We start from the raw sequence: 13192 nt of genomic DNA, 5'->3' as shown, positions 1-13192 counted from the left end.
TCCCGGGACTTAAAGCATCATTATGCTTGTAATTTGTTACGTAGAACCATTTGCAGAATCCCACCATGACGGTAGTAGTCTACTTCTACGTCAGAATCAAAACGAGCCAGTACGTCGAATTCTGTTTTCGATCCATCCTCAGCTACAGCTGTAACCGTTAAGATATCACGAGGTTTTACATCGTTGGTCACATTGACAGAAATTGTTTCCCTACCTGTCAATCCTAATGATTCTGCGCTGTCACCCTTCTTGAATTGAAGTGGAAGAACACCCATCATCACAAGGTTCGAACGGTGAATACGCTCATAGCTTTCAGCGATGACAGTCTTGATACCAAGAAGATTCGTACCTTTCGCTGCCCAGTCACGAGAAGATCCCATACCGTAATCTTTACCTGCAAGAACAACTAATCCAGTACCATCTTGTTGATACTTCATGCACGCATCATACATTGGCATTACTTCATTTTCAGGCCAATAAGTAGTGAAGCCACCTTCTGTACCAGGAGCAATTTGGTTACGGATACGGATGTTGGCAAACGTACCACGCATCATCACTTCATGGTTACCACGACGAGAACCATAAGAGTTAAAGTCACGAGGCTCTACATTATTCGCGCGTAAATATTTCCCTGCTGGTGTATCCTTTCCGATGGCACCTGCTGGTGAAATATGATCGGTAGTGACGGAATCTCCAAATTTACCAACAACGCGAAGACCGCTTAACCCTTGGATGTCCTCAGGTGTAGTCGCAAGTCCTGTAAAGAACGTTGGATTTTGGATGTAAGTTGATGTTTCATCAAAGCTGTAAAGTGGTTCGTTACTTGTTTTAATTTCATTCCAGCGCTCGTTTTCAGAGAAGACATGCTCATACTCTTTACGGAACAATTCAGGTGTAACGGTTGATTTAACAGCATCCTTCACTTCATCTTGTGATGGCCAGATATCTTTGAAGAATACGTCATTACCATCTTTATCTTTACCTAAAGAATCTTTTTGAAGATCGATGTCCACAGTACCTGCTAATGCATATGCAACAACAAGCGGTGGTGAAGCAAGGTAATTTGCTTTCACTAGTGGATGGATACGTCCTTCAAAGTTACGGTTACCTGATAGGACAGATGTCAATAGTAAGTCAGAATCTGATACAGCCTTCTCGATTTCTGGACGAAGTGGACCAGAGTTACCGATACACGTCGTACAGCCGTACCCTACCAAGTTAAATCCGATATCTTCAAGATAAGACAGTAAACCTGAATCTCTTAAGTAACCAGTTACAACTTTAGAACCTGGAGCAAGGGATGTTTTAACGTAATCTGGAACATTCATTCCAAGTTCCACTGCTTTTTTCGCAACTAAGCCGGCACCTAACATAACGTATGGGTTAGATGTGTTGGTACATGAAGTAATGGCAGCGATTCCGATCGCACCTGTTGGCATCACAACATCTTTTCCATCTTCTGTCGTGTACTTGGCAGTTTTGTTAATTTCAGAAGCATCCAGACCGAAACCTTGAACGCCTTCTTTAGCCGTAATCGATTTATGGAAAGCTTCTTTCATATCAGAAAGTGGGATTAAATCTTGTGGACGTTTAGGTCCTGAAAGATTTGGTTCCACTGCTGAAAGGTCAATTTCCACTACGTCAGTGTATGTTGGCTCTTCTTTTTCAGGTGTGAAGAACATGTCGTTTTTCTTTAAGTATTCTTCAACCATGTTGATATGTGTTTCTTCGCGTCCAGTAAGTCGCAGATAATCAAGTGACTCTGAATCAACCGGGAAGAAACCACACGTTGCACCGTATTCCGGTGCCATGTTGGCAATCGTTGCACGGTCGGCAAGTGGTAATGTTGCAACACCAGTACCGAAGTACTCAACAAATTTCCCTACAACACCTTTTTGACGTAATACTTGTGTTACTTTAAGGGCTAAGTCAGTCGCGGTCGCTCCATTAGGAAGCTCACCAGTCAGTTTAACCCCGATCACTTCAGGAATCGGGAAGTAAGAAGGCTGACCAAGCATTCCTGCTTCTGCTTCGATACCACCTACACCCCATCCAAGTACACCGATACCATTGATCATCGTAGTATGAGAATCAGTACCAACCAGTGTATCCGGATAAGCTTCAAAGTCGCCTTCTGTTGTTTCAACAGCGTGAACGACATTAGCTAAGTACTCTAAGTTTACTTGGTGAACGATCCCTGTTGCAGGTGGAACGGCACGATAGTTTTCGAATGCCTTTTGTGCCCAGCTAAGGAATTGATAACGCTCAGCGTTACGTTCAAACTCAAGGTCCATATTGGCTTGCAATGCATTTGCTGTCCCGTATTTATCTACCTGTACAGAGTGATCGATGACAAGATCAACCGGGATTTCAGGATTGATTTTTTGAGGATCTCCACCGATATCTGCCATTGCTTTGCGTAGAGACGCTAAGTCAACTACCGCAGGGACTCCAGTGAAATCCTGAAGAATAACCCGTGAAGGTTTGAATGGAACTTCTGCATCCTTCACTTCGGTGGATCCCCAGTTCGCTAAGTTTTCAACATGTTCTTTGTTGATGACACGTCCGTCGAATTGACGTAGTACAGACTCCAGCAGTACCTTTACACTGTAAGGTAAGCGGTTAATTTTTGTTACTCCTGCTTCTTCAAGCGCTTTTAAACGATAGTAATGATAACGTTTTCCTTCTAGTTCGAAAGAAGATCGTGCATTAAATACATCGTTCTTTGCCATTTCGATTCCCCCTCTAAACTACATCACACAATAAGTCGAAAAGTTTTCGTTCTAAACGAACTTTTCTCACATTTACATCTTAATACAAGCGATTACATAAGTAAATAACAATAAAGTTATTGTTTTTGATAAGTTTTACTTATCTAAATGATTAAACTCCTTTAGGTTTCAGAAGAAATATTGATATAACAACATTTCTCTCCTTGTCAAATCGTGTCAGATCCCTAAAATCATTATTTCAAAAAAATAAATCTGTTAGCACTTTCCTATCATAGGAAGTGATTGATGGTGGCATTCTACCATTATGGAGGTGTTCTACATTGGCCAAACGTAAAGCAAACCATGTTATAAATGGTATGAATGCAGCTAAAGCACAGGGTCAGGGTGCTGGATATAATGAAGAGATTTCAAATGAACCGTTGACGGCAGCCCAACGTCAGTTTAATAAAAAGCGTAAAACCAATCAATAACATGAGAAAGGCGGGGATGGATGCATATCCTGCAGCATCTATTCTCCCCTACCCTGTTTATAAACAAATAAAACCCACTCTGGTGATTAATCAGCAGAGTGGGTTTTATTTAAGCCGGGTATCATTTTGTTCCTATTGTTCGTTCACTTCATTGACGATGGAAGAAAGATCGGATTTGAATTGTTGAAGTTGTGCCCGTTGCGTATCCGATGCCACTTCCAGGGCATTTTCAATTTGTTGGTATGCCTCATTGACCTCATTTTTCAGATGAGCGAGTTGAGAACCATAGCTTGCTCCATCCAATACAAGTTCATTGATGGTATTTTGTACTTCCGTCACACTTTGTTCAGCAGCTTGAAACGCCTGTTGTTTATTTTTATGGTAAGGCATGGTCGATCTCTCCTTAATCAGAAATTAGCTTTTTTAGTATAGCCAATAATGATGGATGCCATACGTGTGAATAAACTGTTCGCTAACTTAGCATCCTAAAGGATAGGAGGGATGGAATATGAACAAAAATGATAGTAAGGATATGCGCAAAAATGCTCCGAAACAATCAGGCCAGCCGGAGCCTTTGAGCGGATCACATAAAGTGAAGAATCGAAATCACACGAGGCAAAAAAACAACAGTCACCACGATATGTAATGAATGAACCAGGGAGTGCGGTTGTCTGCACTCCCTTTTAGTTTGATTCGTGAATAACTCTCAGCACTTGGATGATCTCCATTTGTTCTTGCTCAGAAACGGTTCGTAGATCGAAAAGGATTGAATCGTCTTGAATTCTTGTAAGAACGGATGGACTACCTGTCCGTAATTTATCATGAATCACGTGTGATGAAAGAACAGGATGCCTTAAGGATACAACGTACGTGTCTAATCCAACCTCTGGCATCGTCCCGCCTCCAATCTGACTCTGGCCAACGAAAATGTCTGATGTGAAACCGCTCTCGAGGGATGAGACATGATCCGCGAATTGTCTTGATTGGTGCAGGATGTCGTCTTTGGTACGGGTAATGGTTTCAATGGTTGGATTTTTTTCTCGTTCCTCACCCCTGATATAGTGTAAGAGCGTTATTTCTAATGCAGCGAGTGTCATTTTGTCAACCCGGAGTACACGGGCAAGCTGATGTTTCTTTAACTGATCAATCCACTTCTTTTTCCCGGCGATGATTCCTGCTTGCGGCCCCCCCAATAATTTGTCCCCGCTGAATGATACGATGTCCACCCCTTTGTCCAGGACGTTCTTCACAAGCGGCTCATTTCCTATCCCCATACGGGTGAAGTCATATAGTGCACCACTCCCTAAGTCTTCGTAATAAATGACGTTGGGGTGCTTCTTTGATACTTCCACCAGTTCATTTGAGGATACGGAGGAAGTGAATCCTTTAATGATGAAATTACTTTGATGCACTTTCATGATCATCCTTGTCTCTTCATTCACCGCTTCTTCATAATCCATTAAGTGGGTTTTATTCGTTGTACCAATCTCAAGAAGTCGGGCCCCGCTTTCCTTCATAATGGATGAAATTCGAAATGATCCGCCGATTTCAACCAGCTCGCCGCGAGAGACGATAACTTCTTTCTGTTTGGCAAGTGCTGAGAGAATAAGGAAAACAGCTGCGGCGTTATTGTTAACAACCATTGCAGCTTCTGCGCCTGTCAACTCACAGATGAACTTCTCTGCATGGGAATGCCGGGATCCCCTCTTCCCTTCATCAATGCTAAACTCCAGGTTGCTGTAGTTATGACCGGTGGCCAGGACATGATTCATCGTCTCCTGGCCTAAACGTGCACGACCTAAGTTTGTATGTAAAATGGTTCCCGTAGCGTTGATGACCCTTCTAAGAGAGAGGGAATAAGATGTGTGTGTCAATGTTTCTAATCGGCTGAAGACCTCATCAATAAATTGGTTAGAGGATGGATGGGGACCAACCCATTCTTCATTCAAAATGGAAGTCCTGCAGGAAGAAATTACCTTTCTCAGGAGGTCCGTCCCTCTTTCTCTCGTTAGATTATGATGATGAAGGTATGTATGAAAGTGTATGGATTTTTGCATTTCGTTAATGGATGGTATGGATCTGGCAAGTTGATTCATGATTGTTCCCCCTTCACTCTTTGCTCCCATTATAACACCCTCACCAATTAAATTAGAACGAATACAATATGTAAAAGACGTAGTTGGGGGTCAGGTGTAAATGAGCAAGGATAAGGACGATTTCTATTTAGAGAACTGGGAGGAGAGTATGAAGGATTGGCTGTTGGATCCTGCTACTGTTCAACTGGATGAACAGGAATTTCGTGTAGACTTCCTTGACACGACAGAATCGTTCATATTAGAAATCGAAACTGAAAATATATGTCCAGAGGAATTGATTATTAAGAAAAAGGATACTCAATTGTTAGTATCGATCATGCTTAAGGACGAATGTAAGATCAGGAAACGCTCCATTCGTTTTCCTTTTTGTTTAAAGCAACGGGCGATCACCTATTCTATTGAGCATCATACGATAGAGATCAATGTTCCTAAGAAGGAATGTTCGACCCCCTCATCCTATGTGATCCGGGTTCAAGGATTGTCTAATGAATAACCAATATTCATTTTAATAGAAGAAAAAGGTCTTTAGCTGCCGCTAAGACCTTTTTTTGATCATAAAGCTTCAATGATCGAAATGATTCGATTTACTTCGGGGAAAACTCCTGTATCAAGCTTGGAATAGATCTTTTCTTCCCCTATAGTAATTTCAAATGCGCCACCGGAGGACGGCACTAACTTTAATTCCTCAATATCGGACCTGAAATGATTGAATAGCTGTTCCGCGAAACTCGCGGCTTTAGGTGCGTAGTTTCACATCATGCAGAATTCGATCGTCATTCTTACTTTGTTCATAGCAATTCTCCTCCTTTAGATGATTTGTGTATTTCATTTCATTCTAGTATAGAGAAAATAGAAGTGCAAATGATCATATGCTTCTTCATAATTTGCTTCAATTTTGCTCTAAGGTATTTTTATCCTGTACAATGGATTTAATTCATACATAAAGAGGTGAAGTCAATGAGCAAGGAAGAGATCATCCGTTTAACAGAACTTTCTTCAAAGGCTGGCTGAGGCTGTAAACTTAGTCCCAGTGACTTGACGCAAGTTTTGCGTCAGCTGCCTCCACAACCAATTAAGGAAGAACTACTTGTAGGAAATGAATCATCAGATGATGGTGGGATCTTTCAGCTTACAGATGATCTTGCCATGGTACAAACGGTTGATTATTTCACCCCGATTGTGGATGACCCTTATCAATTCGGTGAAATTGCAGCCGCAAATGCTCTGAGTGACGTTTATGCCATGGGCGGTACACCGAAAACCGTCCTGAACATTGTAGGATTTCCCATCAAAAAACTGGGAAGCGATATACTTGCCGCTATTCTGAAAGGCGCTCAAAGCAAAGTGATCGAAGCGGGTGCCGTGACAGTCGGTGGCCATTCCATTGACGATCAAGAGCCTAAGTTTGGCCTGAGTGTTACCGGGATCGTTCATCCTAAAAGGTTTTGGACGAATACGGGTGCACAAGAAGGAGATGTCCTCGTCCTGACAAAACCATTGGGTGTAGGAATCTTAACGACAGGGATCAAGCGTAAGGCTGTGACTTCAGCTCAGGAGACTTCGGTCATCAATGTAATGAGGATGTTGAACAAAACGGCTGCAGAGGTACTGCAAATGTTCAATCCCAATGCCGTGACCGATGTGACCGGGTTCGGATTGGCAGGTCACGCATATGAAATGGCTAGAGGAAGTTCAGTATCTATTGAATTTACCTATTCTTCTATCCCTATGTTAGAAGGAACCAAGGAGTTAGCGGAAAAAGGAATCATTCCAGGAGGATCAAAAGCGAACCACTCTTGGCTTCAAGAAAAAGTACATTACCACGAGAATCTTTCAATGGAAGATCAATGGATCCTTTGCGATGCCATCACTTCAGGCGGTCTCCTCATAAGCTTACCAAGATATCAGGGTGAGAAATATATAGAAGAACTACTCAAGCTTTCCATACCTGCAACGATCATTGGTCAAGTCCTACCAAGGCAAAAATGGAGTATATCGGTCGTGCAATAGTTGGTGATCCCCCCTGCTCATTTCTTGCAGGAAGGGATCATCTTTTATTTTTCTTCCACCATCTTAAAGAATCGAGCGGTTATTTTTTTTGATAAAATTCTTATATTGAAAGGAAATGAGTTTTCCTTTTCTGAGAGGGTATGAAACCAAATCACTTTTTGATCTATTGCAATGAAGGGAATAGATGTAATCGACGGTTTGACTATAATCTTTGAAGCAGATTGTAAATTTATACTATATTGAGAATGAATGATCACACTTTTATCCCAGGAAGCTTCTAATAATGCTTCCATCATTCCTTTAGGTATATCGTGTATGTCATTGACATTCAGGATGATTTGATGAACTGCCGCTTTAATATCTTTTTCCATCTTCTTATAATGGTTGGACGGGAACCACTTCATTTTTTTGGTAGAAGTAGGAGATAGTGACGTACTGGTCTCCGTAAGGCCCTCCTGTTGAAGGTGAGATATAAGTTGATGGACAGGTTTGGAAGCAGATGTCTTTTCCTGAATGAATCGATCATTCCCCACCAGGATAAACTTCCCCCTGGCACGAGTTACCGCGACATTGATCAGCCTTTCGCTTCCTTTTCGGGATATCAATGTTCCTGGCTTCCCATGAGAAATTCCATCCACCAGATCAAATAGGATCATATCATTCTCGGACCCTTGAAACCCATGCACTGTGGCGGCGTATACTTCAACAGAAGGAAATGATTTCTTTACCAATTCATCAAGCAAAAGATTATACCATTGTGCCTGAACACGGTATGGTGTGACAATTCCAATAGAGTATAAGCCATCATTCAATCCTTGAAGGATCAACTGAATGGTGACTAAGCTGGATAATGCATTCCATCTTGAGCCTTTATGCACTTCTGCCCACTCGGTCCCTTCTGTGAGTGAGAACAATACCGCTCCGTGTGCGGCAAAGGGATTTTTATTCGTAATGGACTCACGAATTGCTTTGACGGAATGGTGGTCACCTACTCTTGAACGATAAATATATTGATTGGTGAATGCTGAAATACTGGGGTGCATTCGTCTCTGTTCCGGAAGTAATAAGAGGTGTGGTGGATTATGCCCTTTCTCGACAGCCCCTGCCACACCTGCAGAATGGAAGATGTCTTCCTTTAACCATTTGCTTGCCATGGGGTGAAAGGAAGTAGAGATTGGTGGAAGTTGTTTGAAATCCCCACAAATGACGATCTTCTTACCGAGTGTTGCAGCAAAGGCGACCTGGGGGACATACGCCATGCTTGCCTCATCCACTATCACCAGGTCGAACTCATCTTCATAAAGGATTCGATCAATGGCAGCTTTCGATAATGTCGTTCCAATCACTTTGGCGTCCGAAACCAAGTCCCCTTCCCTCCTCTTAAATGTTTCTTTGATTTTTTGATAATGGACTTCAAGCTGCGACAATCGTTCAGAGTCATAGGATGAATAGGATTTGGCCAACTTATTTTTCAATCTTCTTCTATACATCTCGACTTTTCCTTTTTCTTCAGAAAGAGATGGATCCTGTTGTTCCAGTAATTGAAGGACACTTAAATCCGTCACCTCACTGCTGTAGTCTTTCCGGTTTGCCCCATACCTGATGACATCCCCAGGCACCCAGCGATTGTGGCTGTTCAAAAAACGATGCATTTCTTCTATTAATACATCCACTGCCGCATTGCTGTGTGAGAGAATCAGAACCCGTTTACCTTCTGAATAATGATAAGCAGCCACTCTGGCAAGGGTGTAGGTCTTACCGGTCCCCGGTGGCCCCCATAGGTACGTAACGGGATTGTACTTGCTTCTGACATACGCTTCATGCAATGGAGTCTTGTAGTTAGTCGATGGATGTCTTTGATTTTTGTCAGGATGTAAGGCACCCTCGATCCGTAGTGTTTTCCCATGACGTTCTTTGGCTTCATCTAATCGTTCCATAAGTTTCAAAAGGATGTCCCAGGGAGCATGTAGGATATGGCCATAGGTTAAGACATCTCCCGGGAATTGATCAAGCTCAATGATGCACTCCCGCTCCTCTGAGCTAATGACTACACCCTGATAGGAGGAGTTCTTCCGCTTATAGACGATGCTGCCTCCCTCAGGCAGGGAAGCGGGATAGTGAAGGGTGAACCAATAAATATATGCTCCTTCGTCTTTTCGTATACATCTGCCCTCTTCTATTGGCATTCCGTTATTTTCACTCTTTTTCAGTTGAAGGATTTCCATATCCAGGGCGGTTTGCCACTCTTCAATCATGTCTTTCGTTTTCATTAATATCACCTTTATTATCCGATAAAAATCAAGAATCATATCATAACAATTAATATAGCGGGTGTATAGTCATCCGATGAAAAAGAACCGTCTTGGAAGAACGGTTCCGTTTCAATGCAGACTTACATCGGCTTTCCTGTTTGTTTATCATTCTCTTCCACGAAACGATCAGCATAGTATAATACATCTTCTACATACTGTTCGCTGTGATTGTACGCAAAAACGGCTTGTTCAATCTTGCCGTCAGCAGCTCCGTTCCGTGCCAGATAGTTCGCGGCACTGAATACGGCATCCTCTATTTGATAAGGATCCGCCTTTCCATCTCCGTTTGCATCGACACCATACCCACCATATTTATCAATGATGGCAGGATCCGTTTTTTGTTCCGATGGGATGTCACCCTTCCCGAGCCCCGAACAACTTGGGTGGGACCATCCAACAAAGGTACATGGCATAAACTGCATAGGGCCCTCTGCTCCCGCTGGTGAGACAAGAGTCTTCATGGTGGAAAATTTGGTTTCGACCCTGTGATGGGCAGCCAGCAGATACCAAGGTACACCGTATTTGTCCTCTGCAGCTTTGTAGATGGGCATATACTCCGAAGGTATCTCATCTTTCCCTATCGAGGAAAGATGATAAGAGTGGTCCCCGAGATTGACAGCATAATACATCGCCAATATAACGATGGGGATAAGAAGAATCCTAAAAGGGGATGCTCGTTTTTTCTTACTCGGCCGCTTTTTTTTAGCCATTTTTTTAGTCATTGTGAAGTCGATCCTTTACAAGGTGATGGGTGCTCCTTGTATTTTAATAGAAGATGGCCGTTGTGACAATTCAATATGTAAAGAAAATGCCCCGGGAAGCGGTTTTCACCTGCAGCTTCCGGAGGCAACTATCCATTATCTATTTATTGTTAACAAACAAACGCTGCTCCAACGATAATTAAAAGGATGAATAGAACTACGATTAACGCGAAACCACCAGCGTAGCCACCACCACCGCAGCCATATCCATATCCAGGGTATCCATATCCATACATCATCAGTCACCTCCAGTTATCTTACTACGATATTACTGTATGTAGTGGACAAAATGTAGGTTAATTAAAATCATCAAACAATTCCCGTGCCCATACTGCATTCTGGATGGATAACGCCATAAATAAAGGGTTTTAGTTGTTTTTGAAAATAAAAAAATGAGTAAAACGTCTAGATGATCATGTTAAGATGAAAAAATAAGCGCCTGGTTTCTTCCAGGCGCTTTCAGTCAGTTACATTTGTTCTTTAGGTTCTTTCGTTTTTCTTGGTTTAGGCTTAATGTATAAACCTAATTCCTTTTTCTCCTGATTAAGTGACTTGTACAGAGAAATCATCATGAGTGCCATTATTACGGAGAACGGTAATGCCGCGACAATCAATGCATTCTGTAAAGCCTGTAACCCACCACTGTATAGTAAGATCAATGCCACTGTAGACTGTGCTAGTCCCCATGTTAATTTAACATAGTTTGGTGGTGTTAATGAACCGTAAGTGGTTTGCATCCCCAGTACAAATGTAGCTGAGTCAGCAGATGTGATAAAGAATGTTCCAATCAGCGTGATGGCTATTACCGAAAGGATTGTTGACCATTCAAATCCGTTAAAGACGGCGAACAGAACTTCTTCCGTCTTAAGGTCAGAAAGAGCTGCACCTGCTTGTTGTACTTCAATTGCAGAAGTACCGAAAGTAGCGAACCAAATGAAGCTGACAAGGGCAGGCAGCAAGAGTACCCCGATCAAGAATTCGCGAATGGTTCTTCCTCTTGAAACACGTGCGATGAAGATGCCGACGAATGGTGACCAGGAAATCCACCAGGCCCAGTAGAAAATGGTCCATCCATTGATCCATGAACGATGCTCTTCGTTTAATGGCGCAATCCGGAAACTCATAGCGGCGATGTTTTGTATATAAGCACCGATTGTATCTGTGAACATATTCAAAATCAGTAGCGTAGGTCCAATGAAGAACACTAGTACGAGAAGTGCAATGGCCAGTACCATATTGGTGTTGGATAAGTATTTAATTCCTTTACTTAATCCTGACCATGCTGAAATCATGAACAAGACGGTTACAACACCGATAATGATTGCCTGTACGGTAAAGTTGTTCGGAATATCAAGCAGGTAGGAAAGCCCACCATTTATTTGTGCAGCTCCGAATCCTAAAGTTGTTGCAACCCCTACGACTGTGGCGAATACGGCAAGGACATCGATGATCGTTCCAAGCGGTCCATTCACTTTATCACCAAAGATAGGCTTCAGTGTAGCGGAGATCAATCCCGGTTCATCTTTACGGAATTTATAATATGCAAGTGCTAATGCAACAATTGCATAAATCCCCCATGCGTGAATACCCCAGTGAAAGAATGTATAGCGCATAGATTCTTTAATTGCCTGGTCTGTTCCTCCCTCTGCCATTGGAGGTGTCATATAGTGAGACAGCGGTTCAGCTGCCCCCCAGAATACTAAACCAATTCCCATACCTGCACTAAACAACATGGCGAACCATGTTCCTTTTGTGTACTCAGGTTTTTCATCAGGCTTACCTAATCGGATCGTTCCCATGGGACTAAAAATTAAGAACACACAGAAAATGACGATCACTGTAACTAAAATAAGATAATACCAACCGAAAGTTGAAGTGATGAACGTTTGCATATTTGCTGTTACGGTTTCAAACGATTCAGGTGCAATTGCTCCGTATGCTACGGCAGCAGCAACCAGTACTACAGTAATCCAGAAAACATTTGATATTCTCTTCATAAAATTCTCCTTTCCATATTCTAAGGTTTTTTAGCTCATTTCTTAATGAAGGGTACAGCGGGATTCGAGGTGTGTATTCAGGCAATATGTAAACCTACTGTATGTGCCCCCTCATGTTGAAAGAGTCTCAGTTAATGCCGATGGGAAAATGTGCATTCTGAGGATGAGGGAATGATTACTTATTACCTATTCCCTTGTCACTCTCTTATAAAACCAACATTTGTTACCCTATCAGAAAGAAGTTTAACTTTGCAAGTGTTAACCATTATTATTTTTATTAGTCTTTGTCAATTTTTTGATTTCATTCCTCTTCTTTTTTTAAGGACTTATCGTGATCAACGGAGACTATCTTTACATGATTATTTGGAAATAAAAACGTTTTAAAGATGATCCTTGATATGAATGACTTTACTTTAATAAAGGGCCTTTTATACCTTTACTATTAAGGAATGAATAAGAGAGTATGAACACTCTTAAACAGAAGCACGGATAAGTTGAATTGGAAATTTTGGATTCGTTTTTAAAGGCTAAAGATGAGCCTGTTGGTGAAACTAAACAAGACATAATAAGGAGTGAAATCGATGAAAAATAAAAATTTATCACAACATGAAACAGCAAAAAAATTGGCTCAAAAACAGATGGGAGAGGAAATCGAGTTGAAATCCGTGGCTCCATCTGCAAGAGAGGGAAAAGTGCCAGGAAAGAATTAATTTTATATGCTGTTCTATTAAGCATGAAATACAAATAAGAAAGAGGCTGGGACAAAACCCTCCTCTGAAATGAAAAAGCCGGTGAAATTTTACAAAAAGTAAAA

At 41.8% G+C, this 13192-nt stretch carries 11 protein-coding genes and 2 pseudogenes; 5 read left to right on the top strand and 8 right to left on the bottom strand.

Going from position 1 to position 13192, the window contains the following annotated elements; genetic code table 11:
* Positions 1-20 precede the first annotated feature (20 nt).
* Entirely contained in the window at positions 21-2732 is a 2712-nt protein-coding gene (acnA, locus tag SLH55_RS12720; protein WP_219170039.1) for an aconitate hydratase AcnA, read from the bottom strand.
* A 320-nt stretch (positions 2733-3052) separates the two neighbouring features.
* Between acnA and sspO the strand changes: the two genes are divergently transcribed.
* Positions 3053-3202: a small acid-soluble spore protein O gene (sspO, locus tag SLH55_RS12715; protein WP_219170040.1), complete on the top strand. Its 150-nt coding sequence runs from the start codon at positions 3053-3055 to the stop codon at positions 3200-3202.
* A gap of 132 nt (positions 3203-3334) precedes the next feature.
* Here sspO and SLH55_RS12710 read toward each other — a convergent pair whose 3' ends face one another.
* Positions 3335-3592, bottom strand: a complete 258-nt coding sequence (locus SLH55_RS12710) for a hypothetical protein (protein WP_219170041.1) — start codon at positions 3590-3592, stop codon at positions 3335-3337.
* 118 nt (positions 3593-3710) lie between these two features.
* Between SLH55_RS12710 and SLH55_RS12705 the strand changes: the two genes are divergently transcribed.
* Positions 3711-3848 (top strand): small acid-soluble spore protein P, encoded by a 138-nt coding sequence (locus SLH55_RS12705; protein WP_219170043.1) that lies wholly within the window; start codon positions 3711-3713, stop codon positions 3846-3848.
* 37 nt (positions 3849-3885) lie between these two features.
* Here the strand turns inward: SLH55_RS12705 and selA are convergent, their stop codons facing one another.
* Positions 3886-5298: an L-seryl-tRNA(Sec) selenium transferase gene (gene selA / locus SLH55_RS12700; RefSeq protein WP_320323575.1), complete on the bottom strand. Its 1413-nt coding sequence runs from the start codon at positions 5296-5298 to the stop codon at positions 3886-3888.
* Between the two features lie 100 nt (positions 5299-5398).
* Between selA and SLH55_RS12695 the strand changes: the two genes are divergently transcribed.
* The gene (locus SLH55_RS12695; RefSeq protein ID WP_219170045.1) at positions 5399-5791 is read left to right on the top strand and encodes an Hsp20/alpha crystallin family protein; all 393 of its coding nucleotides are present in this window, start codon (positions 5399-5401) and stop codon (positions 5789-5791) included.
* A 59-nt stretch (positions 5792-5850) separates the two neighbouring features.
* Here the strand turns inward: SLH55_RS12695 and SLH55_RS23250 are convergent.
* Positions 5851-6036 (bottom strand): annotated as a pseudogene (locus tag SLH55_RS23250) (Rdx family protein); the annotation flags it as partial.
* Positions 6037-6255: 219 nt separating this feature from the next.
* Between SLH55_RS23250 and selD the strand changes: the two are divergent.
* Positions 6256-7308, top strand: coding sequence for a selenide, water dikinase SelD (selD, locus tag SLH55_RS12690; protein ID WP_219170046.1), 1053 nt, complete (start codon positions 6256-6258; stop codon positions 7306-7308).
* A gap of 44 nt (positions 7309-7352) precedes the next feature.
* Here selD and SLH55_RS12685 read toward each other — a convergent pair whose 3' ends face one another.
* The 4 genes and pseudogenes from SLH55_RS12685 to SLH55_RS12670 all read right to left on the bottom strand — a co-directional run bounded on the left by SLH55_RS12685 (position 7353) and on the right by SLH55_RS12670 (position 12378).
* Positions 7353-9578, bottom strand: coding sequence for an AAA domain-containing protein (locus SLH55_RS12685; RefSeq protein WP_320323574.1), 2226 nt, complete (start codon positions 9576-9578; stop codon positions 7353-7355).
* A 122-nt stretch (positions 9579-9700) separates the two neighbouring features.
* The gene (locus tag SLH55_RS12680) at positions 9701-10342 is read right to left on the bottom strand and encodes a lytic transglycosylase domain-containing protein (protein ID WP_374939788.1); all 642 of its coding nucleotides are present in this window, start codon (positions 10340-10342) and stop codon (positions 9701-9703) included.
* A 149-nt stretch (positions 10343-10491) separates the two neighbouring features.
* A pseudogene (locus tag SLH55_RS12675) lies at positions 10492-10572 on the bottom strand (YjcZ family sporulation protein); the annotation flags it as partial.
* Between the two features lie 276 nt (positions 10573-10848).
* Positions 10849-12378, bottom strand: a complete 1530-nt coding sequence (locus tag SLH55_RS12670; RefSeq protein WP_226674655.1) for a glycine betaine uptake BCCT transporter — start codon at positions 12376-12378, stop codon at positions 10849-10851.
* 581 nt (positions 12379-12959) lie between these two features.
* Here SLH55_RS12670 and SLH55_RS12665 point away from each other — a divergent pair.
* The gene (locus tag SLH55_RS12665; RefSeq protein WP_320323573.1) at positions 12960-13088 is read left to right on the top strand and encodes a hypothetical protein; all 129 of its coding nucleotides are present in this window, start codon (positions 12960-12962) and stop codon (positions 13086-13088) included.
* Positions 13089-13192 lie beyond the last annotated feature (104 nt).

The organism is Rossellomorea sp. YZS02 (genome assembly GCF_033963925.1).
Lineage (GTDB): Bacteria > Bacillota > Bacilli > Bacillales > Bacillaceae_B > Rossellomorea.
Note: the sequence above shows the minus strand (reverse complement) of the source record. Positions and strands in the feature narration are given on the sequence as shown.